Source organism: Roseibium aggregatum, from assembly GCF_014692675.1.
GTDB classification, from domain to species: domain Bacteria; phylum Pseudomonadota; class Alphaproteobacteria; order Rhizobiales; family Stappiaceae; genus Roseibium; species Roseibium aggregatum_C.
On sequence record NZ_JABFCZ010000016.1, the window covers coordinates 115,800 to 140,883 of the forward strand.

Consider the following 25,084-nt stretch of genomic DNA (forward strand, 5'->3'; position numbering starts at 1 on the left):
ACTGAAAAGCCGCTCGGAAATGGCTCAAAGCCGGTCGCGGACCGCAGTGAGGAAGGCCTTGAACAGCTTGCGGTGGATCCGCCGATAGATCAGGAATTCCGGGTGCCACTGGACCCCCATGGCGAAATGGGCCGCGGGGTCCTCGATCGCCTGCGGGACTTCGAATTCGTCCCGGGCGACGATGTTCAGGCTGTCGCCGAGCCGGTCGATCGCCTGATTGTGCAGGCTGTTGACCCTGAGGGTTTCGCGCTCGTGGATCCGGGCAAGCCGGCTGTCATTGACGAAGCGCACCGTCTTGGCCGGCAGCGGGGTCCACATCTTCGGAACACCCTCGAAGACCGCGCGCACGTCCTGGTGCAGCGAGCCGCCGCGATGAACGTTGAGCATCTGCGCCCCGCGGCAGATACCGAGCACCGGCATGTCCAGCGGATCGGCAAACCTCAGGATCTCCAGTTCCATCTGGTCCCGCTCCGGATCGAGGCGGGCATCGAGGGGCGTGTTGGCGAGATAAAGATCCGGGCTGATATCGTCGCCGCCGCCGATGATGAAGCCGTCGAAATCGGTAAGGTCGTACTGGCGTGCAGGCGCGATCAGCCGCACCGGTTCCGCTCCGTAAAGCGTCAGCGACATCCAGTAGAACCACCACATGTAACGTCCGCCGCCGCGCGATGTGGTAACGGCTATCCGGGGTCTGGTCATGACAGCAGCAACCATTCGCTGGCCTTCACGGCCCAGGAGTTACTGAAGGGCCATTGATGATGATACTGGAAGGCCTCGCCCATTTCCCGAAGCAGGTCCGGTCTTTCAGCGAGCTTTTCCACCAGGCACCACCGGTTCCATTCCAGCAGGATGCCCCACCCCGGTTCGCCGAGGCGGGAATCGGGCAGGCGGTAGTGGAACGTCGGCCGCGTCTTGATGAGGGGATCGTTGACAACATCGAGCACCCGTTTCCTGTCGAGATGGGCAAACAGCGGCAGCATGTCCAGTTCCCGGTTTCGGGTCGGATTGTCTTCCAGGTAATCGTCGATCAGCGTGGAGAGGTCCGGGGCGTAGTCCGGCGCGACGACCTTGCTCACATAGGGCAGCGGAAACGGGTCCGCAAAGGCGGCGATCCGGCGGGTCGGATCGACGTCGATCACGGCCCGGAGCCAGTCGGACATCAAGAGATAAGCCTTCAGCATCGCGGTCAGATAGCTTACGTCCGTCGACACGATTTCCGGATTGAGCTGTGCCCCGAAGGCATAAAGCGGGCTTGAGCGCGTGCTGGACGCGCCGGCATCGTGAAGGGCGGCCACAAGCGTTTCGACTTCCGGCAGGTCGTCGAGGGCGATCGGCGGACAGGCGACCTCGCAGGGCACGACATAGGAGGAAATATCGCCAAGAAGTTTACGGAACTCGGCCCGGAACCGGGTCAGGAACTCCTTCGTGCCTTCCGCCGGTGTTTCGAATTTGTCTTCATCGGCTGCCGAATGGACATACTGGCTGTCGAGCTCGCAGACGAACTCGCCGAATTTCGTGTCCTTGACGAAGAACCGGTGCGGGTCTTCCTCAACGATGCTGCCACCGAAGAGCGACTGGACGAGCCTGGCGCCGTCGCGGGCGCTGACGGCTGCAAATTCCAGTTCCACTCCGACCCGGCGCGTCTTTCCGTCCGCACCGAGCGTGTGCGGCGGCCACATCATCTTTTCGGACAGGATCATGGCTTCCCGGTCAGGCTTCCTCTTTGACGAATTCCGCAACCCGCGAAACGAACGCCGGCATCACGGCATTCTCTCTCAAGCCCGCCTGTCGGAACAACCCCGTCAGGTCTTCCTTCAGATACGAGGTAAAGTAAGGTTCGTGGAAGAGCTGGGGGAAGAGCGACAGCAGCCCGTCGTAATCCGGAACATCGCCGGTCTGCAGGCTGTCGACGAACAGGAAACTGCCGCCCGGCTTCAACACGCGTGCCACTTCCGAAATCACCTGACGGCGCACCTTGGGCGGAAGCTCGTGGAAGAGAAAGACGCAGGAAATCACGTCGAGGCTGTTGTCGGCAAAGGGCAGGTTTTCCGCCATCGCATTGACGAAAGTTGCCCGATGGCTGTCAATCCGTTCCCGGGCGACGTTGAGATAGGGTTCTGACAGGTCCACGCCGACGCCCTTCAGACGGGGAAAGGCGGCAAGGGCCGGTTTCAAGAGGCCGCCGGTGCCGCATGCCAGGTCCGCGTAAGCGACCTTCCGCTGGTCTTTCGCCCGCAGAATCCGGGCAAAGGGAACAAGCGCGCGCCGGCGCATGGCCGCCGTTGCCCCGGAAAACAGAACATCGACCTGAAAATCATAGAGCCTTGCGCTTTCCTCGGAGAACCAGCCGTCCGTCTGGAAATGGAAATTCTGGCGGTAATAGCGCGGCAGGTTCTTTCCGAACCGGTCGCTTTCCTCAAAGACCTCCTGATGGCTGCCGGTTGCCCGGCGTTCGGCGACCCTGGGCACATCGGCGAAGAAGGTCCGGCTGGTTCGGAGCAGTTCGCCCGGGGTCATGGTGCCGTCGCGCGGGGAAGGGTAGTCGCCGTCCTCCACCGATTTCAGATCCGCGGCAAAAAGCTTTGCAATGTCGGAAAGCATGCGCCGCTGGGACGGCACCGGCCCGTCCGGAACCGGTTTGGGTGTTTCGGGAAGGTCCGCCTTCAGCCGGTTGTTGATCCGGCGCATGGCCTCGGAATGCGCGGTATAAAGCGCGATCCGGCTGCCCTGCCGCAGGATGTAGCCGGTCCGCCTGGCCAGTTTTCCAAGAGACGGCCGTGCGGATCGTTCATTCCCTGAGGTCTCGACAGGTTCACTGGTCTCGACCGGCTTCATCGGTTCACTCCCTCACGAGGTTGCGCCCGCCTCAATATGGGGTGAGAACACGAACTGGTCCACTGGCGTAACGGATTGCTTCATCTAAGCGCTAAAAACAATCTTAATTCGCATGGTGACAAGCTGGAGTTGATATGCGAATCAGTTCCAGGAAGGAGCGCCGAATGTTTACAACTATAGGTTATGAAAAGGCCGATCTTGAAGATTTTATCGCGACGCTTCAGGCCGGTGGTGTCGAAGTGCTTGTCGATATCAGAGACCGTGCACAATCTCGGCGTAAAGGGTTTTCGAAAACGGCGCTCTCTGAAGCTGTCCAATCGGTAGGTATCGGCTACATCCATGTCAAAGCGCTTGGAGATCCGAAAGAGGGTCGGGATGCGGCCAGAGCCGGACTTATGGATAAGTTCCGATCGATTTTTCTCGGTGTCATGGATGGTGAAACCGCCCAAATTGCTCTGGAAGAAGTAAAAGAGCTCGCGAAAGATCGAACCATCTGCCTGATGTGTTACGAGCGGGACCATCATTGCTGTCACCGCAAAATTGTTGCAGATCATTTAGAAGAAGCTCTAGGTTGTAAGGCAGTGCACCTAGGGGTAAATGGGAATGCAACTCGAAAAAGCGGAGCAAGACGAGTGTTTTATTCTCGTCAAAGCGCAGCCGCACAGATCTAGCAAATACTCTGAAACTGTATGCTGTGCTGGCATTGGACGTGATGGAAAATGGCGACGCCAGTATCCGGTACCATTCAGAATTCTGCAGAGTGATCAAAAGTTTAAGAGATGGAATTGGATCAATTATAGCTACACGACTTCTATTCGAGATAGACGAATTGAAAGCCAAAAGGTTCTGCCGGAATCACTTAGCGTGTCCGGTTCGGTTAAGAAGTCCGAGCGTGCGCGCTTCTTAAATCCGCTGGTGCGAAGTTCATTCGAGGAGGCAAATTCGAAGAATGAATCTTTGACGATGATTCGACCTGCGCAATTTGAAATCATTCCATTTGAGAAAACATCTCGCGAGATTGAAATCGAACGGCAGAAACACGCCGAACTCGCAAATCAGCTTTCGATGTTTGATTCTACTGCCCGACCACTTAAGCCGTGCCCGGTACGCTTCGTAGCTCGCTGGAAAGATATGGAAGGTAATGAGCGGAGGCACTCATGTGATGATTGGGAAACTATTGCTGCGTTCAATCGCTTTGAGCGAAACTATAATAGAAAAAAGGCAATTGAGGATATCAAATATAAATACGAAGAGCAGTACTTTCGAGCAGGAATAGTCTTAACTTTCAGTACTCATAGTCGGAGAAACGTCACCAATGGAACACCTAATCAATGGTTGCTGGTAGGTGTCGTGAGATTGGATTTTGATACTCAAGGCGACTTTCTGCTTCGTTGACCTTTCGGAGCTCCATCGGTTCACTTCCTCGAAAGGTTTGCCACCACCTCGATGTGGGGTGAGAACACGAACTGGTCCACCGGCGTGACTGTCTGAAGCTCATAACCGCCGTCGATCAGGATCCTGAGATCCCGGGCAAGGGTTGCCGGATTGCAGGAAACGGCCGCAATGTGCGGAACGGCGGACAGCGCCAGTTGCTCCGCCTGGGCCTGCGCGCCGGCCCGCGGCGGGTCGAAGACGACCGCATCGAAGGCGTTCAGCTCCTCCGCCATCAGCGGGCGCCGGAACAGGTCCCGCCGCTCCATCGTGACCTGTTTCAGGCCTTTGGGGATGCGCAGGGCGTTTTCCAGCGCCTTGATTGCCGCGGCATCGCCTTCCACCGCATGAACGGAGGCGGATTTCGCGACCCTGAGCGCAAAAGTGCCGGAGCCGGCGAAGAGATCGGCTACCTTCTTCGGCATGCCGAGGCCCTCCATGACCAGCGCGCAAAGGGCTGTCTCAGCGGCAAGGGTCGCCTGGGTAAAGCCGCCGGGCGGCGGAACGACGGCCGTGCCGTCCATGTCGAGCGCGGGCGGGCGCACCTCCAGGAGGGTTTCGCCGTTGACCGACAGACGGGCCAGGTCCAGTTCGACCGCGAGCTGCGACAGCTGTGCGATCTTTTGTTCGTAATTCCTGTTGGCCTGGTCGAAGGTCACATCAAGCCCGGCCGTTGTCGACAGGACCGTGACCCGAAGCTCGCCTTTCTTCGGCATCAGAGGCTCCGCGAGCCGTTTGAGGCCGGCAAGGGCTGCCACAATTTCAGGAACAAGGACCGGGCATTCGCGAATATCGACAAGACGGTGGCTTGCCTTTTCGTGATAGCCCAGCAGCACGTGACGCCCGGCGCGGACCGCGGTCAGGACCGCGCGGCGGCGCGTGCCGGCAGCGCCTGGAACAACGGCCTCGACGGCGGCGTCGATGCCCCGGTCTGAAAGCGCCTTTTCCACGAGCTTGCGTTTCCAGTCCAGATAGGCGCCGGGCGCAAGCTGCTGCACCGAGCAGCCGCCGCAGGCGTCGAAGTGCCGACAGATCGGTTCGATCCGCTCCGGGCTTGGTTGTTCGATCCGGATGTGGTTCGCCCGGCCGCCGGCAACCTGTGCCGACACCGTTTCCCCGGGAAGGGCGCCTGGAACGAACACGGGACCATCCGCGGTCTCCGCGATCCCGTCGCCGCGATGGCCGAGGCTTGTGACCTGAAGCTGCATGATTTCTTTACTCATGGCCGAGCGATAGCTTCGAAGCGGCGAGAGTGCAACTGTGCAGACGGTGGGTTATCCGGTCTTCCTGCCGAAAAGCAGCCATTCGGCATTGCCGTCGCCGCCCTTGACCGGCGAAGGCGTCAGGCCGAGGGCATGCCAGCCGGCAACCCCGTCGAGCCAGAGCTGAAGCTCATGTGCGGTTCTTTCGGCGACGTGTGGATCGACAAGTCCGCCCTTGCCGATATTTTCCCGCCCCGCCTCGAACTGCGGCTTCACCAGAAAGATGCCTTCTGCCCCGGGGGCTGCCAGTTCGAGTGCGGGCGGCAAGGCGAGTTTCAGGGAAATGAAGCTGACATCGGAGACCAGCAGCTCCGGCCGGTCGTTATTCAGGTCGGCGCCAGTCAGGTCGCGCGCATTAAGACCGTCCCGGGCAATAACCCGCGGGTCCGATCGCAGGCTCTCGTGCAACTGGTCGTGGCCGACATCGATGGCATGGATACGGCGCGCGCCGCGCTCCAGAAGCACCTGGGTGAACCCGCCGGTGGAGGCGCCGATGTCGAGACAGATCGTGTCTTTCGGATCGACGCCGAAGACGTCCAGTCCTTCGATCAGCTTGAGGGCTGCGCGGGACACATAGCCGGCAGCCGGATCGGCAACCGAAACAGCCGCGTCGCCCGCCACCTTCTGCGCGGGCTTTTCGCAAAGGGCGCCGTTCACACTCACCGTGCCGCGCAGGATCGCGTCGCGGGCCCGTGCGCGGCTCGGGAAAAGCCCCAGGTCGACAAGATGCTGATCGAGACGCGTTTTAGAATTCATGGCGTCTTTCAGAAACAGCCGGCGATGGCGGCCACCATCTTGTCGAAATAGATCCGCTCGCCGAACCGCAGCCACAGAATGCCGGACAGAACGATCAGGGCTGTCGCCCCGATTGCCAGTCCTCTGAAAAGCGATGCGTTCACGTCGCTAACTCCGGTTCGGTCCAGCTCGCCTCAGCTGGATTTCGGCGCGTTATCGATCAGGCGGCGCAGCTTTTTCAGCGCGTTTTCCTCGTCCTCGCCATAGGCAATGGTTCCGACGAAATGATTGTCCGAATTCATCAGGAAGACTGCGGCCGAATGGTCCATCGTGTAATCGCCGTCGTCAAGCGGCACCTTTTTCGCGTAAACCCTGTAGGCTTTCGCGACCGCATCGATCTGCTCGCGGCTGCCGCTCAACGGAACGATCCGCTTGTCGAAGGCGGCGACATAGTCGCGCATGACGTCCGGCGTATCCCGTTCCGGATCGATCGTCACGAAGGCAAAGTTCATGCGGTCCGCATCGGGGCCGAGCGCCTCGATCCAGCCCTGCATTTCGGTGAGCGTGGTCGGGCAGACTTCCGGGCAGAAGGTGAAGCCGAAATAGATCGCAAGCGGTTTGCCGGCAAAGTCCTTGTCGGTCACGGTCTTGCCGTCGCCGTTGACGAGTTCGAACGGTCCGCCGATGGCGGACAGCGGCTCGATCAGGGCCTTGTTGGTGCTCGTGGCCTGCTGGTAGACCAGCACGCCGGCAGCGGCAGCAAGGGCGGCAACCGCCGCCCATGCGCCGAAACGTATCAGTTTCAATTTAGACATGACGTCCTCAATTGCCGTCTTTTTTCATGCCGTCCTGACCCAATTTCATGTTGCCATGACCCATGCCTTTGGCGCCCATTTTCTCGACCGAGAGCTTGATCTCCACATCACCTGCCTTCTCGAAAGTCAGCACGACGGGGATCTCGGTGCCTTCCTCGAAAGGCGCGTTCAGGCCCATGAACATGATGTGGAGGCCGCCCGGCTGCAGCGCGACGGTTTCGCCGGCCGGAATCTCGATGCCGCCTTCCTTGGGACGCATGACCATGACGCCGTCCGTCACGGCCATTTCGTGCAGTTCCACCTTTTTTGCGGCCGGCGAGCTTGCAGCGATCAGACGGTCGGCTTCGGTGCCGGAATTGGTGATTTCGACGAAGCCGCCGCCGGCCATGGCCTTCGGCGGGGTTGCGCGGGTCCAGGTCTTGGACAGGGTCAGGTTGCCGAGGGTAACGTCTTCCGCCTGTGCGGCAGAGGCAACAACGGCGAGCATGGCCGCAGCGGCCAGGGTTTTCAGGAGTTTCATCAGTTTAGTCCTTGAATGAGAGTGGGCTGCGCCGGTCGGCGCATTCTGTTTGTCTTGTCTCAGGTCAAGGAAAGGGGTGGCGCCCGGATAGGGGTCTGTTCCCGCAGGATGGCCGGATCCTGCCATCCGTCGGCCGGAAGTGGAAGCTTTCCGCTCTCGGTCCGAATGGCGACCTTCCACACCGTATCGTCTGCCGGCGTGGCCGTGAAATGGCCGAAATGAATGCACGCAGGCCCGCAGATACAATGGGCCGGATCATGGGGTGTCGGCGACGGCAGGCTGTCGCCGTCCTGAACGGATGGCTGACACAGAATGCCGAGGCCTGAGGCCGCGACTTCCGGGGACAGCGCCAGACCGATCATGATCACCGTGACCCGCAGTCCGACGGCCAGCATCGCCAGGAGCGCCAGGGGGCGGCGTTCCATGCGCAGTGTCTGGAAGAAGGTCATCGGAGCGGACATGGCCGCAATATGATTATGTTTTGAGCAAAGGTCGAGTGTTTCAATCGTCACAGGGTTACCGAGCCTGCCGGGCTCAGGAATCCTCTCGTTTCTCGACCGTTGCTTGCTCGCCGTTTTCGTTTTCTTCCGTTGTATCGGCAGCGAGCCGGTGCCCATGCCTATGCTCATCTTCCGGTATGATCACCTCTTCGGTGATTTCCTGCGCTTCCGGATCGTAGATCGGATCTTCGTAGGCCGGGAATTCTTCCGGCGGGATCACGTTATCCGCATCCACATCGAGCGGTTCGGGTGACATGACCGAGCCCACCTGTGCCGTGGCGGCATATTCGAAGTCGTATTTTTCCTCCGGATCGAGCGCCTGGCGCGCGAACAGCCGAGCGAGAACGAATCCGGCAAGCGCGATTTCCGCGGCGGCGACCATGAAGTACAGCCCGCCCGGCCCTGTGTGGTTCATGAGGATCGATGCCGTGAACGGGCCGATGATCGATCCGATGCCGAAGGACAGCAGGAGGCCGGAAGAGGTCTCCACGAAATCCTCCGGATCCGCATAGTCGAATGCATGGGCGACTGCGATCGCGTAGCCGGGCTGGGAACAGATGCCGATCAGGACGGCAAGGCCTGCGGCCACGTAAAAGCCGGTCGGCGACAGAAACGCAATAACAAGCGCCACGAGCGCAGTGGAGACACCGATACCGATCAGCACCAGGCGCCGGTCGATCAGGTCTGACACCCGTCCGATCGGCCACTGGGACAGCATGCCGCCGCCGATGATGGCAGCGGCATAGAAGGCCGACTGGTCGGAGTTGAACCCGATCTGGGATCCGTAAAGCGGCGCCAGGGTCCAAAGCGCGCCGTTCGCAACGCCGACCAGCAACGTACCGACCAGAGCGGCCGGCGAGTTCCGGTAGAGTTTGACCGGGCGGAACTGCACCAGGGCGATGGGGGCGGGCTGTGTCGTCGTGGTCAGGGCGACCGGCATCACCGCAAGGCTTACGGCGACCGATGCAATCGCAAACGGCACGAAAGAGGTGATGTCCATGGTGGAGATGGAGATCTGGCCGATCATCATGAAGCCGAACAGGATCACGATGTAGATCGACATGACGGTCCCGCGGTTTTCATTGGTCGCCCGCTCGTTCAGCCAGCTCTCCACGACCATGTAGAAGGCCGCCAGGCAAAAACCGGATATGATTCGGATCAGGCTCCAGGAGAACGGATCGACCAGGATCGGATGAAAGATAGCGGCTGCCGACATCAGCGAAACCATGGCGGCATAGGCCCGGATATGTCCGGCCCGCATGATCACATGGGGAGCGGCCAGGCAGCCCAGAACCATCCCGAAGAAATAGGACGACGAGACCACACCGATCTCAAGGTTCGTGAACGATGCCTTGGCTGCGGCCAGGGGGAGCAGCGTCGTTTGCAGCCCGTGGCCGAAGACAAGCATGGCCACGGACAGCAGCAACGCGGAAATGGATGCGAGGGTCTGGGCCATGAGAACATCCAGGATTGTTCGGCTAAACAAAACGCCGGCGATCAGCCGGCGTAAGTTTCATCGTTTCAAAGCCTTTTCAGGACATGCGCAGGGTGTCAATCGCATATCGGCGCATACCGTAAATCGCCACCATGCTTTTACGCATAGGTCCCGATGTCAGGCGTGTTTGAACGAGCCCAGGCTTTGGGTGCCGAGCGCCTGGAAAACCTGCTTGAGAATTCCGTCGCAGGTCAGGCCGGCATCCTGGTACATGACGTCCGGCTTGTCCTGATCCTGATATCTGTCCGGCAGGGCGAGCGTGCGCACCTTCAACCCGTTGTCGAGCAGGCCGAGTTCCGCCAGGGTGGTCAGGACATGGCCGCCGAAGCCGCCGCTTGCCCCTTCCTCCACGGTGACGAGCACTTCGTGTTCGCGGGCCAGGCGCTGCAGCAGATCGACATCCAGCGGTTTGGCGAAACGGGCGTCGGCAACGGTGGTGGACAGGCCCGCCGCGTCCAGTTCGTCGGCGGCCATGAGGCATTCCGCCATGCGCGCACCGAAGGACAAAAGCGCGACCTTGGTGCCTTCGCGCCGGATCAAGCCGCGGCCGATTTCAAGCACGCTGCCGCGCTCCGGCAGGTCGAGGCCGACCCCTTCGCCGCGCGGATAGCGGAACGAGATCGGGCCTTCGTCATAGGCTGCCGCCGTCGCCACCATGTGGCGCAACTCGACCTCGTCGGCAGCTGCCATGACGACGAACCCCGGCAGGCACGACAGAAAGGCCGTGTCGAAGGAGCCTGCGTGCGTGGGGCCGTCGGCGCCCACAAGTCCGGCCCGGTCGATCGGAAAGCGTACGGGCAGGCCCTGAATGGCCACATCGTGCACGACCTGGTCATAGGCACGTTGCAGGAACGTCGAATAGATCGCGACGAACGGCTTGAAGCCTTCGGTCGCCAGCCCGGCGGCAAAGGTGACCGCGTGCTGTTCGGCGATACCCACATCGAACGTGCGGGTCGGATAGACCTCCTCGAACAGATTGAGGCCGGTTCCGTCCGGCATCGCAGCGGTAATGGCGACGATCTTGTCGTCGCGTTCGGCTTCCTTGATCAGCGATGTCGCAAAGACGTTCGTGTAGGACGGCGCATTGGCCTTCGGCTTGGCCTGCTTGCCGGTCACGACATCGAACTTGGCGACGCCGTGATATTTGTCCTTCGCGCCCTCCGCCGGCGGATAGCCCTTGCCCTTCTGGGTGACCGCATGGATGAGCACCGGTCCGTGATGCGTATCGCGGACGTTTTTCAGGATCGGCAGCAGATGTTCCAGATTGTGACCGTCGACGGGGCCGACGTAGTAGAAGCCGAGTTCCTCGAACAGGGTGCCGCCCGTCCAGAAGCCGCGCGCGTATTCTTCCGCCCGTGCGGCCTTTTCCTGCAAGGGCTTGGGCAGGTTCTTGGCGATGTGTTTCGCGGCGTCACGGAAGGACTGATAGGTCGGGCCTGAGACCAGTTTTGCCAGATAGGCCGACATCGCCCCGACAGGCGGCGCGATCGACATGTCGTTGTCGTTGAGGATGACAATCAGCCGCGAGCCCAGATGCCCGGCATTGTTCATGGCTTCATAGGCCATGCCGGCGGACATGGCGCCGTCGCCTATGACCGCGATGACATTGTTGTTTCCCTCTTTGAGATCCCGTCCGACAGCCATGCCGAGACCGGCGGAAATCGACGTCGAGGAATGCGCCGCGCCAAACGGATCATAAGCGCTTTCCGCCCGCTTGGTGAAACCGGACAGGCCACCGCCCTGGCGGAGCGTGCGGATCCGGTCGCGACGTTCGGTCAGGATCTTGTGAGGGTAGCACTGGTGTCCGACATCCCAGATCAGCCGGTCGTCGGGCGTGTTGAAAACGTAGTGGAGCGCCACCGTGAGTTCCACGACACCGAGCCCGGCTCCCAGATGACCGCCGGTAAGCGAAACGGCATCGATCATTTCCTGACGCAATTCTTCGGACAGTTGCGGAAGGTCGCCTTCCTTCAACTGGCGAAGGTCAGCCGGGTTCCTGATCGTGTCGAGCAAGGGGGTGTGCGGATGGGAAGTCACGCGACTAACGGCTCCAAAGATTGGCTACAAGCGGGCAGCCTTACACCATGCAAAGATAGGGCGCAAATCGGCGGCTGAAATAGGCTAAGGACGGAAGGTTACGGGGTTGAGCTTCCGTAAACGGAAATATTGTTCGGAAAAGGGCGGCGATTGCGTAGTTTTAATGCACCAGTCACCCATTTGGGTGATGCAATCGTTCGCAAACTGCCTTACCAAAGAGGCGTGGTCGATGGGGCCACGTGCACAGTGATCAACTGGGGCCGCTTCATTGCGGCCCCTTTTTTCTTTTGAGGTCGTTGTGAAACGGCCGGCATTCCAACTGCCGATGGGCTGCTGGAGCAAGTCGCATTTGAATTGAACCATTTGATGGTGAAAAGCGGTTCACCCCAGATCCGGTCGCCTCTCAAAGAAGGCCTGACAATCCGTGAAGCAGCTTGAAAAGTTCGAGCTGCGATTGGGTCGCAGTTTTTTCGTAAATCCTGCGCAGATGCGTCTTTGCCGTGTTCCGCGTAATCCCGAGAAGTTCCAGGGTCGCCGTCAATGAACCGCTGGTGGTCAGGATATAGGCCAGATGCGCTTCCTTTTCGGACAGGTCGAAACAGGACTTGAGCAGGCCGCTCACGTCTTCCGGCAATTCAAGCTGATTGCGGACCTCCACGAGAATAAAGGCGTCGGACCGGTCCTGAAGGGGCATGCTTTCCGGCAGAATGCTTCGCACCAGAACGCGTGCCAGGCGGTCGTCCGCACGCGACAAGAGCAGCGATTGTTCCGCGGGCGGCGTGGCGGAAAGTCCGACATCGGCAGGCCTGTCCGCGTTCATCCGGCCGTCAATATCCGAACAGACGATCTGCAGGGCGCTTTCCACGTCCTTTCGCAAGGGAACAAGCCGGTCTTCCTCCGTCGCGAACACGTCGCCATCCGAGAGAAGCTTCTCGCAGGCCGGTGTGGAGATTTTGATCGAGAAGTCCGTGCCGATCAAAAAGGAGGACTGCGAACGGTTCTGCACCAGTGCGTGCAAGGCAAGTTGCCGCCTGTTTTCATATTCAAACCGATAGGTCAGATCCAGGGTCAGCGAAATGGCTTTGGAAAGACGCACGAATGTCTGAAGCATCTGGCGGCAGGTCGCTTCATCGTCTTTTTCGGAAACAAACAGGCAGCACAACAGGATGATGCGGCCATTGTTCCGGTTCAAAAGGGTGATGTAGCCGGGATAGATGCCGAACTCGTGGATCTTCGTTCCTGTGCCGTAGTAGGACTTGAACTTTCCCCGGTCGAGACTTTCCCTGTTGTAAGGGAAGAACGCACGCGCTTCATGGAGCAGAAACTGAAAGCTGTTTTGCCCCGCATGCGCGGAAATTGAAGACAGGTAATCGATGAGATCGGCTGCATCTGCGTGATCACAGTATCGACCGGTATGCCGGCCATCGGAGGTAAGTTCGAGAAGGTGGATGCGCCAACGGCAGGATTTCTCGATCTGGACTAGGGTCTGATGCCACGAATCCGGATCGTTCGCGCACGCATGCACGTTCTCCAAAAGCCGAAATTCTTCTGCCATTGAGAGCCCTGCCATGTATCAAAGAGTTACTGAAACTTTAATAATTGGCAACGCTTTTGATGAATTGTCGTTAAGATCAGAAAAGACTGGTTTTGTTATGTAAATTAACTGACGAGGGTATTTGAAAATTTATTAGTTGACCGGTCGGGCATATTTCTAGCATTCGAATGCCAAGGCTCTAGTCTGCAGCATCCAGCGGTTCGGTGCCACTCGGCGATCCGTCTTGTGCGAGCTGTATCTTTTCCACCTTGGCTTCAGCGGCCTTGAGAAGGTCGTCGCAATGTTTGCGCAGCACGGCGCCGCGCTCGTACATCTCGATGCTGCGTTCCAGTGGAACATTGCCCTGCTCGAGTTCGCGCACGATGGTCTCAAGCTGTTTCAGCGCCTCTTCGAAGGAAAGGGCGGAAACATCGGTCTGTGTCTTGGCATCGGTCATGGCGCGCGAATCCGGAACTGTCTTGCGTTTCGATCTGAGGCCCAACCTTGCGCCCCGGACGCCTTAGGTCAAGAACCGGATAAAGATTAGCCCGTGGATTAACCGGTCATCAGCGTCATGACATGCGCTGCCACGGACCGCGCAAGGCCTTCCAGGTCATATCCGCCTTCCAGGACGGAAACGACGCGGCCGTCGGCGGTCCTGTTGGCCACGTCCATCAGGGCCCGGGTTGCCCAGGCGAAATCGGCTTCCACCAGGTTCAGGGCGCCGAGCGGGTCCCGGGCGTGGGCGTCGAAGCCGGCCGAAATCACGATCAGGTCCGGTGCGAAGTCCTCAAGGCGCGGCAGGATTGCGGTTTCCACGGCCTCCTGGAACACGGCCCCGTCATCGCCGGCGGCAAGCGGGACGTTCACGATGTTATCGGCTTCTCCCGTTTCGTTTGCAGCGCCCGATCCGGGATAAAGCGGCATCTGATGCGTCGAGCAATACATGACCGACGGATCGTTCCAGAAGATATCCTGTGTGCCGTTGCCGTGGTGAACGTCGAAATCGACAATTGCAACGCGGTCGAGACCGTGCACCGCCTGGGCGTGCCGGGCCGCTATGGCTGCATTGTTGAAGAAGCAGAAGCCCATGGCGCGGGTTCGCTCGGCATGGTGTCCGGGGGGGCGTGAGGCGGAAAATGCGTTTGAAACCTTCTTTTCGACGACCTCGTCCACCGCAAGGCAGGCGCCGCCGACGGCGCGCAGGGCCGCTTCCCAGGTGCCCGGCGACATGGTCGTGTCCGTATCCAGGCGAACGAGACCTTCCTCCGGAGCCATGTTGTGCAGCGCATCCACATAGGTCATGGGATGCGCGCGGGCGATGTCTTCCATGGTTCCGAGGGGCGCCTGCTCCCTGGCGAGAGGCTGAAAGCGCTCATTCTCCAGAATCCGGTCGATGGCGCGGATCCGGTCCGGACGTTCGGGATGTCCCAGCGGCGTCAAATGTTCGAGATAGGAATGATGATGCAGCAACAGTGTAGACACGAGCGTTCCTCAAAAACCGCGGCTGTATCCGCCGCTTGTCTGATCCGGCAATGAGATCGTTCCGGCGGGCAGGTGTCAATGGACCTTGAAGGAAAGGTTGTACCGGATGGGACCGAATGGGAAATGTCGTGATTTCAGAACAGGAAAATCGGCAAAGAAGTGGGGCCGGCATGGTGGGTGATCCGGCCCCGAAAGGTGCGAGCATCATAATGCCCGAGGGGAGGTCCGCTGCATCTCTGTTTCCATATTGATCTCTAGATGATTCTGTTGCCGTAAAGCGAGTAGTTTACCGTAATGAGGGCATGTAAATGTGTGAATAACCTGCGGCTCTACTGGCAAAATTACTCTTGGTGCAATTGGCGTGACGGTGTCTTGTTAAAAAATATATCTCATATGAATTGAAAAAATACTTTGTTTTACAGGGGGTTCCGGTTCGTCTTCGGTTTGCGCGCAAAAGCGCCGCCTGCGGAAATAAAAGTCATGGACGTGGCGCCGCAGCGCGTCTCAACCTGTCGTTTATCGCCTCGCCGAGACCGGTCTCGGGGATATCCTGCACGCAAATGGTGTCCGCTCCGACGGCGTCGAGTGCGCGCAGGGCGGCAAACAGCCGGGCGGCGGCTTCCGCAAGATCTCCCGTTTCGCTCAGGTTGATTTCGCCGGCCGCACGGTCCGCTCCGGGAAGGCGCTGCGGCCCGAAAGACAGAAGCGCCTCGCCGGGCCGGACCTCGCTCGCGTGGAGGCGGACACCGGCCTTCGGCGCGTAATGGGAACTCAGCATGCCGGGTGCGGCCGGTGTCGGCCCGTGGACGGGCTGTTCCAGGGGACGGCCGAGAACCCGTTCGATATCTTCCCGGGGGATGCCGCCCGGCCGAAGCAGACGCGGCGTTCCGTCGACGCAGGACACGATCGTGGATTCAATGCCGACACGGCAGGGACCGGCATCGACCAGATAATTCAACGTCTCTTCCAGGTCGGCGGCGACGTCATCGGCGGATGTGGTGCTGACCCGGCCGGAGATGTTGGCGCTGGGCGCAGCCAGCGGAACGCCGGTTTTCTCCGACAGAAAGCGCATGACCGGGCCGGCCGGCACGCGCAGGGCAACCGTATCGAGACCGGCCGTCGCCAGATCGCAGATCGGCGAGGACGGCTTCTTGCGGACGACCAGCGTCAGCGGACCGGGCCAGAACACCTTGGCAAGCTTCATCGCATCCGCGTCGAAGTCACCATGCTGAAAGGCAACCGCGGCGGAGGCGACGTGGGAAATCAGGGGATTGAACTGGGGTCGGCCCTTTGCGGCAAAGATCTTCGCGCAGGCGAGCGGATTGGTCGCGTCTGCTGCCAGTCCGTAAACCGTTTCGGTCGGGACGGCGACAAGTCCGCCGTCGAGAAGAGCCCTGCAGACCGCATCCGCTTGGCGATCGTCGCGCCAGGCCTCAGCGCTCAGGTCAACGGTCCATCGCTGCATGCCATTCTTCCCTGTCGCTCCGGATGCCGGATAATAAATTCGTTGATATTGACGTTTACGTAAACGCCGCTACTGTCCGGACAACCTTGCCGGTCAGGTTGCCTTTTGCGGACGAACGCTTTGCCCGTCAAGGCAGATGACCGAATACAATTTCTATAAACGAGGTCAGGGAGAACCGGAATGTATCGCGCGCCGATTGATGAGATCGCTTTTACCCTGAAAGACGTTTGCGGTCTTTCCGATTTGCAGGCAACCGATGCCTTCAGCGAATTGGGCGATGATCTGGTCGCTGCGATCCTGACCGAAGCCGGCCGGTTTGCGGCGGAAGAAATCGCTCCGCTCAATTCGGTGGCCGACAAGCACGGAACGCCGCTGTCGGATGGCGCGGTGACGACGCCTCCGGGCTGGCGCGATTGCTATCACCGCTGGATCGAAGGCGGCTGGAACGGTCTGACGGCCAATCCGGAAGCGGGCGGGCAGGGCCTTCCGGTGATGCTCTCGGCAGCCGCCCTTGAAATGTGGAACTCCGGCTCGATGGCCTTTGCCATCGGCCCGACGCTGACCATCGGCGCGGTCGAGGCCTTGGAAAAGCACGCTTCCGAAGAGCTGAAGGCGACTTATCTGGAAAAGCTCGTTTCCGGCGAGTGGATGGGGACCATGAACCTTACCGAACCCCAGGCCGGGTCGGACCTGAATGCGCTTAGGGCCAGGGCCGAACGGGCGGACGACGGCACCTACCGGATCTTCGGCCAGAAGATTTTCATTACCTACGGCGAGCACGACCTGACCGACAATATCGTGCATCTGGTGCTGGCCCGCCTGCCGGACGCCCCGGCCGGGACCCGTGGCATTTCCCTGTTCGTGGTGCCCAAGTTCCTCGTCAATGCGGACGGCAGCTTAGGTGAGCGCAACGATGTGCGTTGCACCGGCGTCGAGCACAAGCTGGGGATCCACGGATCGCCCACCTGCACCATGACCTATGGCGACGAAGGCGGCGCGATCGGCTGGCTCGTCGGCGAGGAAAACCGCGGTCTGGCCTGCATGTTCACCATGATGAACAATGCCCGCCTCGCCGTCGGCATCCAGGGGCTCGGTGTTGCCGAACGCGCCTATCAGGGGGCTTTGGCCTATGCACTGGACCGCAAGCAGGGCCGCACCGCGGGTCAGACGAGCGAGGGCATGACCGCAATTGCCCACCATCCCGACATCAAGCGTTCGCTCCTGGCGATGAAGACCCGGACACAGGTGGCGCGTGCGATCTGCTACGCCTGCGCCCATGCCATCGATATGGCGAAGGTCACCGGCACCGAGGAGGAACGCCTCCACTGGAGCGAGCGGGCCGGTCTGCTCACCCCGATCGCAAAGGCGCTTTCGACCGACTTCGGCGTCGAGGTTGCTTCGCTCGGCGTCCAGATCCACGGCGGCATGGGATATATCGAGGAAACCGGCGCGGCCCAGCATCTGCGCGATGCCCGCATTGCGCCGATCTATGAGGGCACCAACGGCATTCAGTCGATCGACCTGGTCCTGCGCAAGCTGCCCCTGTCCGGCGGCGAACACATCAAGGGCTTCATCGCCGAATTGCGCGAGATCGCCGACGAGGCGGCTGCGTCCAACCGGCCGGAACTGGGCAGCATCGGTGAGCGTCTGAACGCGGCGATCGAGGATCTGAAGGCGGCAACCGGTTTCATGGCTGCCGCGCAAGCCGAAGGCCGGGTCAATGATGCGCTTGCCGGGGCGACCCCCTATCTGCGGCTCGCCGGCCTGACCCTGGGCGGGGCGCTGCTGGCCAAAGGCGCGCTTCGCTCCGGATCCGACGATCCGTCGGCCGGCCGGCAGCGGGCCCTGATGGCGCGAACTTTTTGCGAAACGAGCCTGTGCGAAACGGCGGCGCTGAGAACCGACATTCTCACATCCGCGGAAGGCATTCTGTCTTTCGACCCCCAGGAACTGGCGTCCTGAGCCGGAGGAGAAACACAATGATCAGCCGATCCATTGCCGACGGCGTGCAGATCCTGCGGATCGACCGGCCGGAAAAGAAGAACGCGCTCACCGGCGCCATGTACACCGCCCTTGCGGAAGCGCTGGAGGAAGGCAACACGGACGACGCGATCCGGTGCCATCTCATCTGCGGTCACCCGGGCGCCTTTACCGCCGGCAATGACATCGCGGACTTCCTCAAATACGGATTGAGCGGCGACAGCGGAGACCGGCCGGCCGGGCGTTTCCTGAAGGCCCTTGTCCTCAACGGCAAGCCGCTGATTGCCGCCGTCGACGGCCTGGCCGTCGGCGTCGGAACGACGCTGCTCATGCATTGCGACATGATCTTTGCGTCGAGGGAGGCCGTGTTCAAGGCGCCTTTCGTGGATCTGGGTCTGGTGCCGGAGGCCGGTTCCACCCTGATCGGTCCTAAACTGATGGGCAATCAGTGGGCCTTCGAACTCCTGTGTCTCGGCGAAACCTTTGATGCGGAACGGGCTGAAAAGGCGGGTCTCGTCAACCATGTCGTCGATGGCGACGTGGAAGCCGCAGCAACGGACTGCGCCCGAAAGATTGCCGCCAAGCCGCCGGCCGCGCTTGCAGCGGCGCGGCGTCTGTTGCGAAGCGACCGTGACGCGCTTCTGGAGCGCATCGACCGGGAAGCGGAGATTTTCACCGAACGGCTAACCGCGCCGGAAACCATCGCCTCTTTCGAGGCGTTCATGACGAAAAAGGTCTAACAAAAAGGCCGCCGGTTGGACGCCGGCGGCCTTTTTGTTCGCTAGTCCGAACGCTTATTCGAATTCCGGCCCGCGGGCCCGGTAGGGCGTGACTTCCTTCCAGGCCTTCATCAGGGTTTCCAGTTCCTGGTCCGAGTTCGGCGGCAGGGCAATCTGCAGCCTGACCAGCAGGTCGCCGTGGCCGCCGCTCTTGGTCGGCAGGCCCTTGCCTTTCAGGCGCATGATCTTGCCGCCGGACGCGTTCGGCGGGATGCTGAGATTGACCGCGCCGGTCAGGGTGGGCGTGCGGACCTTTGCGCCGAGAACAGCCTCGTAGAGGGTCAGCGGCAGATCCAGGATCAGGTCGCTGCCGCGCACCTCGAACAGCTTGTGCCGCTTCAGGTGAACCTCGACAAGCGCATCGCCCGGCTGGCCGCCGGCCTCGCCGGGATAGCCCTGGCCGCGCAGGCGGATCGTGTCGCCTTCGCTGCTTCCTGGAGGAATGGTGACATTGACCGTCTTGCCGTTCGGCAGGGTTACCTGCGTCTTTCCGGTCGTGGCCAGTTCTTCAAGCGATACATGCGCCGTCAGTTCGGCATTCTTGCCTTTTTGCGGCGTGGGGCCGCGCTGACCGGCGGACGCCTTGCCGGCCCGGGCTTTGCGGCCGGCGCCGAAGCCGCCCAGAATGTCGTTCAGGATGTCGTCGAAGCCGCCGCCGCCGCCACCGCCGCCTCCCTGAAAGCCGCCCCCCTGCGCACGGAAGCCGCGCGCACCGCCGGCGCCGCCGAAATCCTGGAAATCGCTGAAGCCGTCGAAGCCGTGGGACTGGAACCGCGGCTTACCGTCCGCGTCGATCTCGCCGCGGTCGAATTTCTGGCGCTTTTCCTTGTCGCCGACGATTTCGTAGGCCTGGTTGACTTCGGCAAAGCGCTGCTGTGCCGTCGGATCGTCCTTGTTCTGGTCCGGATGATATTTCTTGGCCAGTTTCCGGAAGGCCTTTTTGATGTCGCTCTCGCTGGCGCCTTTTGCAACGCCGAGAACGCTGTAGGGATCACGCATCTGTTGTCACCTAACCCCGTGGGGTACTTGTTGAGAGCCAGCGCTCCTTCCCGAAACTCTGCCGCATCTTTTAGCGGCGGTTCACCTGGGTGGTCGCTGAACAGTGTTACCCTTTATATCGGAAGTGTTAGGAAAAAATTCCAGATCCGATTCCCGGCAACAATAAGATTAGCCGGTGTTCTACCGGGAATGCCAGCGCATTCAAGCCTTGGCGATCCGCAGTGCGGTAATGGCCATGGCGTTGGAAATATCGCGGCAGGCGGTTCCTTCGTAAAGCCTGAGACCGGTGATCGTATTGGCCGTCGTCTTGAACGAGAGGCATCCGGTATCCTTGAGCTTCGAAACGTCGAGGCTGGAAATCGTGCCCGAATTCCCGCTTTCCGGATTGGACCAGGCAAGGGCCTCCGTCGCGCTGTTTTCGCCCAGTGCCGTGTGAATGGTCTGCGCGATCAGTTTCCGGTCATCGGTGCTGATGTCGGCGTAGGCGTCATCGTCCACGGACGGGATGGATCCCGTGAGCACAAGCGGCGTTTCGATATCCGAGCTGCCGATCGGCATGCTGACCGGGCTGCAGGCACTCAGCAATCCGGAAATCGCAAGTGCCGCAAGCCATGCACTCTGGATCTTTATACCTCCAGCGGTATATGACTTGAACTCAAACACGCCCCCAAGACCTCGCTTGTCCGGCTACTCGATACACAGTTGGACGAGCCATCGATTTTTTTTGACAGGTATGCGATGACCACCCCCGACCCTTCGGCAAAAGAGTTAACAAAAGGTGACTTTACGGAGGTCAAGAAACCATTTGAACTTTTCGGTGAATGGCTTAACGACGCAACGGAAGCGGAACTCAACGATCCGAATGCGGTGGCTCTGGCCACGGTGGACCCGGATGGACTGCCGAATGTGCGGATGGTTCTGCTGAAGGGCTTCGATGAACGGGGCTTTGTCTTTTACACAAATTTCGAGAGCGCGAAGGGCACCGAACTGCTCGGGGCGGGCAAGGCCGCCATGTGCTTTCACTGGAAATCGCTGCGCCGTCAGATCCGGATTCGCGGCCCGGTCAGCCCCGTATCCGACGAGGAAGCGGACGAGTACTACCGTTCCAGAGCGCGCGGCAGCCGCATCGGTGCATGGGCCTCCAAACAGTCACGTCCGCTGGAAAGCCGTTTCGCGCTGGAAAAGGCAGTCGCCCGCTACACCGCCAAATTCGCCCTCGGGGATATTCCGCGCCCCGAATACTGGTCCGGGATGCGGCTGGTGCCCACCTCGATCGAATTCTGGCATGACCGTCCGTTCCGGCTCCACGACCGCGTTCAGTTCAAGCGGTCCGGGCCGGAAGAAGACTGGACCACGACCCGGCTTTATCCCTGAGGCCGGGTGACCCGGCCCCCGTCACAACAGCTTTTTCATCCGGAAGAACAGGAAGGTCACGGCGACCGATCCGAACATCAGGGCGAGCGAAAAGAAAAAGCCGAAATGCCATTTCAGTTCCGGCATGTGAATGAAGTTCATGCCGTAGATTGAGGCAATCAGGGTCGGCGGCAGGAAGATGACGCCGAGAACGGAAAAGATCTTGATGATCTGGTTCTGTTCAAGGGTCACCAGCCCGACTGTCGCGTCGAGGAGAAACGACAGCTTGTTGTCCAGCGCGTCGCCGTGCTCCTTGATGGAGTGAATGTCCCGTCCGGCCATGCGGCACTGTTCAACCTGGTCTTCGCTCAAGGAGACCTTCTGGGCGTGACTACCCAGGAACAGCATCATCCGCGAGAAGCTGGCGCAGACGTCATGCATCTTGGCGACCTGCAGTCCGATGCGGCCCTGTTCCTTGATGGCCGTCTGGTAGCTGGTGGTCTTGCGCGAGGTCAGTCCCACCTCGAACACCTGGAGCGACAGGGAATCGTAGAGCGACGAGGCTTCTTCCATGACGTCGGCGCACCGGTCGACGATAATGTCGAGCATGGTGAAAAGAACCGCCGATCCGGTATGGGCGATCGTTGCATCCGCCTGAACCTTGCGGGCGCAGATGGCCACGGATTTCGGCTCGCCGTAGCGCACGGTGACCAGGCGCTTGGAACTCAGGACAAAAGTGACCGATGACAGCTCCGGGTCGAGCGCCTTGGCGGCCATGGGCAGGATCGCGGTCATGACGATTGCGCCGGGCTCGTCGTAGAGGCGCGCGGAGGTCTCGATCGAGGAGATTTCCTCTCGTGTCGGGATGGCCGCGCCCATCAGTTTTTCGGCCATCTGCTGCTCCTCGTGGGTCGGGCGCACGAGGTCGATCCATACGGATGTCGTGGGCAGACGGTCACCAGGGGCCAGTTCAATCCGGGTGAGACCGGATGTGGACGGGCAATAGGCGATGATCATCGAACGGCTCCCGGAATAACAATCAGACCGGCCGCAATTGATTCGTTGTGGCCTGTCAAACCATACCGGGAAGATTAAAAGCCTGGGCAGGCAAATGCCAAGTGCAGACTTGCACGCTCACGCGCACAGAACCCCCGCCTTTCGCGAACCGCCATGCGGTCGCGCTACGGGTGCCCGCAACAGATCGGACAGAAAACCGGAACGCTGGCGGAGAAAATCCCGCCAGGTTTATTTCTTGCTGGTCTTGTCCGACCGGGTCTGGCTCTTGCACAGAGTTGCCGCATTGATTGCGGCAATTCCAACCGGCTTGTACTGGTTTTCCAGATTGGGTTTTGCCTGTGCCGGAGCCTGGGTTGCCGGGCGTGTTGCAGTTCTAGACATTTCTCGCGTCCAAATCGATGCGTTTCAGTCAGCGTGCACTTCGATTGGGACCTTCATAAGGCAATTTGAACTTGCAGGCCCTTCGGCGCAACGCGTGGTTAACGACAATTCATGATGCGCTTTCAGGCGACAAGGCACCAGTCAAAATACATGACAGATTGTTACGCGGCTTAACAATTTATTCAGGGATACTCTCGGTTTTAAGTAATATCACTACATTACGTGAGCCGGTCTCGGCGTAACACGTAGTTAAAATATTCCCGAAAGGGCTCATAAGACATATGTCGTTGCGACACGTTTCCGCTTTCTGTTTCGGGAAATGTGGTGCTAACCCTTAGCCTGGCAATGGTGAAAAACGAATCTGCGGTGCGATGAAGCGGTATCCGGTCTACAGCTCGACAAGTGCGCGTGTCAGCCAGCGGCTCGGTGCTGTGGCTGTGCCCGTCAGCATTCTCGCGGTGCTCGCACAGCGCGTCGCATTGATCGGCCCCCGCGAAATGGTGTTTTCCGTGCTGGCCGGCGCCGGACTTGGCATCGTCGCGATCATTTTTGCGCTGGTCGCTTTTGCCCGCCTTTGGGCGCGCGGCGGACGGGGGACGACGAAGGCCGTGCTGGGAACGCTCTACGGTATCGTGGCCATTGTGCCGTTGGGGCTGTTTGCCGGAAATGCATTCCTGTCTCCGGGAATGGAGGATGTTTCGACGAATTGGGTCGACCCGCCCCAGTTCAAGGCGGTGGCGAGCGAGCCAGGCGAAGAGATGGGCGAAGAGCCCGGCGGTGTTCTCAAGGCGCTGTTCCAGCCTGCGGAAACCGGCCTGCAACGGGACCTCTTCCCCGATATCGTTCCGCGCCGGTACCGGATCGCCCCGGGGCAGCTCCATGCGGCAGCCCTTGAAGTGGCCAGGCGGAACGGCTGGGTCATCACCTACGAACTGCCGCCCGACCTTCTGGACGCTCCCACCGGATTGCAGGTGGAGGCCAGAACCCCGCTGCTTGGTTTGACGGAAGACATGGTCGTGCGCATCAGGCCCGATCCGGTCGGGGCTCTCCTGGATGTCCGTTCCGTGTCCCGGTTCGGCCTTGAGGGCCTGACGGGGAACGTCGATCGTATCCGGGAGCTGTTCGCAGGGATCGACGACGTCCTTCTTGAAACCTACGGAGACCTGGAGCGGGTTGCCGTCACCGAGGAGGATCTGGCCGATCCCGATCAGGCCGGGTCGGATGCCGCTGCAGCCGGTCCGGCTGAAGCCGGCGCCGGAACAGAGGAAAAGGAACGTATCCCGGTTCCCGCTTTCAAACCCTATTTCGAAGGCGAGGACAATCCGGCGCCTGACGCCGACAATACTGCGGCCGACCTGTCCGGTTAGGCCAGGTCTTCAGGAGGGACGGCGGTAGGATGCGGTCAGCGTGACGTTCGGCTCGGCCGAAACGAGGCCGCGCTCCGCCAGGTCCTCAAGATGGGCGAATACGGAAAGCGCTGCCGCCGGCCGCAGGCCGGGAGGCAGGTCGTCGTAGATCTGCAGGACGAGGTCCGGGATCGAAACGGGCGCATCGGTGAGCCGGTCCAGGATCGAACGCTCCCGCCCGAGACGATGGGCCCTCAATTCCTCGACATATCCGTGGGCATCGCGAAGCACGCCGCCGTGCCCCGGCAGATAGATGCTTTCCGGCCTTTGAAGAAGGCGCTCAAGGGACATCATGTAGTCCCGCATATTGCCGTCCGGCGGGGCCACGATGGATGTCGACCATGCCATCACGTGATCGGCGGAAAACAGAAGGTTGCTCCCCGCAACGGCAAAACAGAGGTGATTGGCCGTGTGACCGGGCGTCTCAACGGCTTCGAACACGGTTTTGCCGACGGAAAACGTGTCGCCGGCTTTCAGTTCCTCGTCCGGCACATGGTCGGCATCGGCGCTTGCGTCCATCGGATTGATTTCACCGCTGGCAAGGGTGCGCGCCGCCCTGTGGGGACCGCAGCCGACGATCGGCGCACCGGTCCTGGCCTGTAAAAGCCGTGCTCCCGGTGAATGGTCCATATGGGTATGGCTGACCAGGATCGCCCTGACGGCGTCGGGGCCGGCAGCCTTCACGATGTCGTCGATATGGGCTTCGCTTGAAGGCCCCGGGTCCAGAACCGCGATCTCGCGCTGGCCGATCAGGTATGTATTGGTCCCGTGGAAGGTGAAGGGGCTGGGATTCCGGCAGGTGAGACGGCGGATGCCGTCCGACACCTCGACGGCCGTTCCATAGGCAGGATCGAATGTGCGTTCGTGCTTCAACCGCAGTCCCTTTTTCCCGTGACAACAGGCCGTCATTGCCTGATCGCATCTTGCCCCATAGCATGGATCTTATATCGTGCACCATGATGCCATTCGAAGTGTCATATTTATGATGCCTGAACCGGCTAGAGCCTCGCCGCCGGCAGGTGGACGTCTGCGGGCATTTTCTCTGGAACCATCTT

26 protein-coding genes are annotated in these 25,084 nt (G+C 60.5%); 6 read left to right on the forward strand and 20 right to left on the reverse strand.

Annotation, left to right across the window (positions count from 1 at the left end; genetic code table 11):
* Window positions 1-24 precede the first annotated feature (24 nt).
* Genes HK439_RS15385 through HK439_RS15395 form a run of 3 tightly spaced genes read right to left on the reverse strand, consistent with a single transcriptional unit; the run spans window position 25 to window position 2,835 of the window.
* Window positions 25-714, reverse strand: a complete 690-nt coding sequence (locus HK439_RS15385) for a gamma-glutamyl-gamma-aminobutyrate hydrolase family protein (RefSeq protein WP_190292407.1) — start codon at window positions 712-714, stop codon at window positions 25-27.
* Entirely contained in the window at window positions 696-1,700 is a 1,005-nt protein-coding gene (locus HK439_RS15390) for an amidoligase family protein (protein WP_190292408.1), read from the reverse strand. Before HK439_RS15390 ends, HK439_RS15385 begins: the two co-directional genes overlap by 19 nt.
* Window positions 1,701-1,710: 10 nt before the next feature.
* On the reverse strand, window positions 1,711-2,835 hold the full coding sequence (locus HK439_RS15395) for a class I SAM-dependent methyltransferase (protein ID WP_190292409.1): 1,125 nt from the start codon (window positions 2,833-2,835) through the stop codon (window positions 1,711-1,713).
* Between the two features lie 164 nt (window positions 2,836-2,999).
* On the opposite strand from HK439_RS15395, the gene HK439_RS15400 reads away from it, so the two are divergent.
* Together HK439_RS15400 and HK439_RS15405 are read left to right on the forward strand one after the other, a co-directional pair.
* On the forward strand, window positions 3,000-3,506 hold the full coding sequence (locus tag HK439_RS15400) for a DUF488 family protein (protein ID WP_209011843.1): 507 nt from the start codon (window positions 3,000-3,002) through the stop codon (window positions 3,504-3,506).
* On the forward strand, window positions 3,439-4,230 hold the full coding sequence (locus HK439_RS15405; RefSeq protein ID WP_190292411.1) for a hypothetical protein: 792 nt from the start codon (window positions 3,439-3,441) through the stop codon (window positions 4,228-4,230). Before HK439_RS15400 ends, HK439_RS15405 begins: the two co-directional genes overlap by 68 nt.
* A gap of 20 nt (window positions 4,231-4,250) precedes the next feature.
* Here the strand turns inward: HK439_RS15405 and HK439_RS15410 are convergent, their stop codons facing one another.
* The 12 genes from HK439_RS15410 to HK439_RS15460 form a co-directional block, all read right to left on the reverse strand.
* Window positions 4,251-5,489, reverse strand: coding sequence for a class I SAM-dependent RNA methyltransferase (locus HK439_RS15410; RefSeq protein WP_190292412.1), 1,239 nt, complete (start codon window positions 5,487-5,489; stop codon window positions 4,251-4,253).
* 51 nt (window positions 5,490-5,540) lie between these two features.
* Window positions 5,541-6,284, reverse strand: coding sequence for a TlyA family RNA methyltransferase (locus tag HK439_RS15415; RefSeq protein WP_190292413.1), 744 nt, complete (start codon window positions 6,282-6,284; stop codon window positions 5,541-5,543).
* A gap of 8 nt (window positions 6,285-6,292) precedes the next feature.
* The gene (locus HK439_RS27135; RefSeq protein ID WP_268956916.1) at window positions 6,293-6,427 is read right to left on the reverse strand and encodes a hypothetical protein; all 135 of its coding nucleotides are present in this window, start codon (window positions 6,425-6,427) and stop codon (window positions 6,293-6,295) included.
* 30 nt (window positions 6,428-6,457) lie between these two features.
* Window positions 6,458-7,078, reverse strand: coding sequence for an SCO family protein (locus HK439_RS15420; protein ID WP_190292414.1), 621 nt, complete (start codon window positions 7,076-7,078; stop codon window positions 6,458-6,460).
* Window positions 7,079-7,085: 7 nt separating this feature from the next.
* Window positions 7,086-7,598 (reverse strand): copper chaperone PCu(A)C, encoded by a 513-nt coding sequence (locus HK439_RS15425; RefSeq protein ID WP_190292415.1) that lies wholly within the window; start codon window positions 7,596-7,598, stop codon window positions 7,086-7,088.
* A gap of 59 nt (window positions 7,599-7,657) precedes the next feature.
* The gene (locus tag HK439_RS15430; protein ID WP_190292416.1) at window positions 7,658-8,059 is read right to left on the reverse strand and encodes a hypothetical protein; all 402 of its coding nucleotides are present in this window, start codon (window positions 8,057-8,059) and stop codon (window positions 7,658-7,660) included.
* A 73-nt stretch (window positions 8,060-8,132) separates the two neighbouring features.
* Window positions 8,133-9,554 (reverse strand): MFS transporter, encoded by a 1,422-nt coding sequence (locus HK439_RS15435; protein WP_190292417.1) that lies wholly within the window; start codon window positions 9,552-9,554, stop codon window positions 8,133-8,135.
* A gap of 156 nt (window positions 9,555-9,710) precedes the next feature.
* Window positions 9,711-11,630, reverse strand: coding sequence for a 1-deoxy-D-xylulose-5-phosphate synthase (gene dxs, locus HK439_RS15440; protein ID WP_190292418.1), 1,920 nt, complete (start codon window positions 11,628-11,630; stop codon window positions 9,711-9,713).
* A 403-nt stretch (window positions 11,631-12,033) separates the two neighbouring features.
* Window positions 12,034-13,185: a helix-turn-helix transcriptional regulator gene (locus HK439_RS15445; RefSeq protein WP_190292419.1), complete on the reverse strand. Its 1,152-nt coding sequence runs from the start codon at window positions 13,183-13,185 to the stop codon at window positions 12,034-12,036.
* Between the two features lie 178 nt (window positions 13,186-13,363).
* A complete protein-coding gene (locus HK439_RS15450) occupies window positions 13,364-13,621 on the reverse strand; it encodes an exodeoxyribonuclease VII small subunit (RefSeq protein ID WP_190292420.1) in 258 nt (85 codons plus the stop codon).
* A gap of 98 nt (window positions 13,622-13,719) precedes the next feature.
* Window positions 13,720-14,649, reverse strand: coding sequence for a histone deacetylase family protein (locus tag HK439_RS15455; protein WP_190292421.1), 930 nt, complete (start codon window positions 14,647-14,649; stop codon window positions 13,720-13,722).
* A 478-nt stretch (window positions 14,650-15,127) separates the two neighbouring features.
* On the reverse strand, window positions 15,128-16,114 hold the full coding sequence (locus tag HK439_RS15460; protein ID WP_190292422.1) for an L-threonylcarbamoyladenylate synthase: 987 nt from the start codon (window positions 16,112-16,114) through the stop codon (window positions 15,128-15,130).
* A 180-nt stretch (window positions 16,115-16,294) separates the two neighbouring features.
* On the opposite strand from HK439_RS15460, the gene HK439_RS15465 reads away from it, so the two are divergent.
* Window positions 16,295-18,076: an acyl-CoA dehydrogenase gene (locus HK439_RS15465; RefSeq protein ID WP_190292423.1), complete on the forward strand. Its 1,782-nt coding sequence runs from the start codon at window positions 16,295-16,297 to the stop codon at window positions 18,074-18,076.
* Window positions 18,077-18,093: 17 nt separating this feature from the next.
* Window positions 18,094-18,834 carry a crotonase/enoyl-CoA hydratase family protein gene (locus tag HK439_RS15470; RefSeq protein ID WP_190292424.1) on the forward strand — a complete coding sequence of 247 codons (741 nt, stop codon included), beginning with the start codon at window positions 18,094-18,096 and terminating at the stop codon, window positions 18,832-18,834.
* Between the two features lie 54 nt (window positions 18,835-18,888).
* Here the strand turns inward: HK439_RS15470 and HK439_RS15475 are convergent, their stop codons facing one another.
* Window positions 18,889-19,872, reverse strand: a complete 984-nt coding sequence (locus HK439_RS15475) for a DnaJ C-terminal domain-containing protein (RefSeq protein WP_190292425.1) — start codon at window positions 19,870-19,872, stop codon at window positions 18,889-18,891.
* Window positions 19,873-20,073: 201 nt separating this feature from the next.
* Complete coding sequence (locus HK439_RS15480) at window positions 20,074-20,430, reverse strand: RT0821/Lpp0805 family surface protein (RefSeq protein ID WP_190292426.1); 357 nt, start codon at window positions 20,428-20,430, stop codon at window positions 20,074-20,076.
* 180 nt (window positions 20,431-20,610) lie between these two features.
* On the opposite strand from HK439_RS15480, the gene pdxH reads away from it, so the two are divergent.
* Window positions 20,611-21,246 (forward strand): pyridoxamine 5'-phosphate oxidase, encoded by a 636-nt coding sequence (gene pdxH, locus HK439_RS15485; RefSeq protein ID WP_190292427.1) that lies wholly within the window; start codon window positions 20,611-20,613, stop codon window positions 21,244-21,246.
* A gap of 21 nt (window positions 21,247-21,267) precedes the next feature.
* On the opposite strand, the gene HK439_RS15490 is transcribed toward pdxH, so the two are convergent.
* Together HK439_RS15490 and HK439_RS15495 are read right to left on the reverse strand one after the other, a co-directional pair.
* Entirely contained in the window at window positions 21,268-22,242 is a 975-nt protein-coding gene (locus tag HK439_RS15490; RefSeq protein ID WP_190292428.1) for a magnesium transporter CorA family protein, read from the reverse strand.
* A 228-nt stretch (window positions 22,243-22,470) separates the two neighbouring features.
* Window positions 22,471-22,623, reverse strand: a complete 153-nt coding sequence (locus tag HK439_RS15495) for a hypothetical protein (protein ID WP_190292429.1) — start codon at window positions 22,621-22,623, stop codon at window positions 22,471-22,473.
* Between the two features lie 371 nt (window positions 22,624-22,994).
* On the opposite strand from HK439_RS15495, the gene HK439_RS15500 reads away from it, so the two are divergent.
* On the forward strand, window positions 22,995-23,990 hold the full coding sequence (locus HK439_RS15500) for a DUF1499 domain-containing protein (protein ID WP_190292430.1): 996 nt from the start codon (window positions 22,995-22,997) through the stop codon (window positions 23,988-23,990).
* A 9-nt stretch (window positions 23,991-23,999) separates the two neighbouring features.
* Here HK439_RS15500 and HK439_RS15505 read toward each other — a convergent pair whose 3' ends face one another.
* Window positions 24,000-24,938, reverse strand: a complete 939-nt coding sequence (locus HK439_RS15505) for an MBL fold metallo-hydrolase (protein WP_190292431.1) — start codon at window positions 24,936-24,938, stop codon at window positions 24,000-24,002.
* Window positions 24,939-25,084: the final 146 nt, after the last annotated feature.

What these genes read in the sequence shown, in the direction of transcription:
- HK439_RS15385 (WP_190292407.1), bottom strand. Translation starts at nt 714, where the DNA reads ATGGTTGCTGCTGTCATGACCAGACCCCGGATAGCCGTTACCACATCG.
- HK439_RS15390 (WP_190292408.1), bottom strand. Translation starts at nt 1,700, where the DNA reads ATGATCCTGTCCGAAAAGATGATGTGGCCGCCGCACACGCTCGGTGCG.
- HK439_RS15395 (WP_190292409.1), bottom strand. Translation starts at nt 2,835, where the DNA reads ATGAAGCCGGTCGAGACCAGTGAACCTGTCGAGACCTCAGGGAATGAA.
- HK439_RS15400 (WP_209011843.1), top strand. Translation starts at nt 3,000, where the DNA reads ATGTTTACAACTATAGGTTATGAAAAGGCCGATCTTGAAGATTTTATC.
- HK439_RS15405 (WP_190292411.1), top strand. Translation starts at nt 3,439, where the DNA reads ATGCAACTCGAAAAAGCGGAGCAAGACGAGTGTTTTATTCTCGTCAAA.
- HK439_RS15410 (WP_190292412.1), bottom strand. Translation starts at nt 5,489, where the DNA reads ATGAGTAAAGAAATCATGCAGCTTCAGGTCACAAGCCTCGGCCATCGC.
- HK439_RS15415 (WP_190292413.1), bottom strand. Translation starts at nt 6,284, where the DNA reads ATGAATTCTAAAACGCGTCTCGATCAGCATCTTGTCGACCTGGGGCTT.
- HK439_RS15420 (WP_190292414.1), bottom strand. Translation starts at nt 7,078, where the DNA reads ATGTCTAAATTGAAACTGATACGTTTCGGCGCATGGGCGGCGGTTGCC.
- HK439_RS15425 (WP_190292415.1), bottom strand. Translation starts at nt 7,598, where the DNA reads ATGAAACTCCTGAAAACCCTGGCCGCTGCGGCCATGCTCGCCGTTGTT.
- HK439_RS15430 (WP_190292416.1), bottom strand. Translation starts at nt 8,059, where the DNA reads ATGTCCGCTCCGATGACCTTCTTCCAGACACTGCGCATGGAACGCCGC.
- HK439_RS15435 (WP_190292417.1), bottom strand. Translation starts at nt 9,554, where the DNA reads ATGGCCCAGACCCTCGCATCCATTTCCGCGTTGCTGCTGTCCGTGGCC.
- HK439_RS15445 (WP_190292419.1), bottom strand. Translation starts at nt 13,185, where the DNA reads ATGGCAGAAGAATTTCGGCTTTTGGAGAACGTGCATGCGTGCGCGAAC.
- HK439_RS15450 (WP_190292420.1), bottom strand. Translation starts at nt 13,621, where the DNA reads ATGACCGATGCCAAGACACAGACCGATGTTTCCGCCCTTTCCTTCGAA.
- HK439_RS15460 (WP_190292422.1), bottom strand. Translation starts at nt 16,114, where the DNA reads ATGCAGCGATGGACCGTTGACCTGAGCGCTGAGGCCTGGCGCGACGAT.
- HK439_RS15465 (WP_190292423.1), top strand. Translation starts at nt 16,295, where the DNA reads ATGTATCGCGCGCCGATTGATGAGATCGCTTTTACCCTGAAAGACGTT.
- HK439_RS15470 (WP_190292424.1), top strand. Translation starts at nt 18,094, where the DNA reads ATGATCAGCCGATCCATTGCCGACGGCGTGCAGATCCTGCGGATCGAC.
- HK439_RS15475 (WP_190292425.1), bottom strand. Translation starts at nt 19,872, where the DNA reads ATGCGTGATCCCTACAGCGTTCTCGGCGTTGCAAAAGGCGCCAGCGAG.
- HK439_RS15480 (WP_190292426.1), bottom strand. Translation starts at nt 20,430, where the DNA reads ATGCCGATCGGCAGCTCGGATATCGAAACGCCGCTTGTGCTCACGGGA.
- pdxH (WP_190292427.1), top strand. Translation starts at nt 20,611, where the DNA reads ATGACCACCCCCGACCCTTCGGCAAAAGAGTTAACAAAAGGTGACTTT.
- HK439_RS15490 (WP_190292428.1), bottom strand. Translation starts at nt 22,242, where the DNA reads ATGATCATCGCCTATTGCCCGTCCACATCCGGTCTCACCCGGATTGAA.
- HK439_RS15495 (WP_190292429.1), bottom strand. Translation starts at nt 22,623, where the DNA reads ATGTCTAGAACTGCAACACGCCCGGCAACCCAGGCTCCGGCACAGGCA.
- HK439_RS15500 (WP_190292430.1), top strand. Translation starts at nt 22,995, where the DNA reads ATGAAGCGGTATCCGGTCTACAGCTCGACAAGTGCGCGTGTCAGCCAG.
- HK439_RS15505 (WP_190292431.1), bottom strand. Translation starts at nt 24,938, where the DNA reads ATGACGGCCTGTTGTCACGGGAAAAAGGGACTGCGGTTGAAGCACGAA.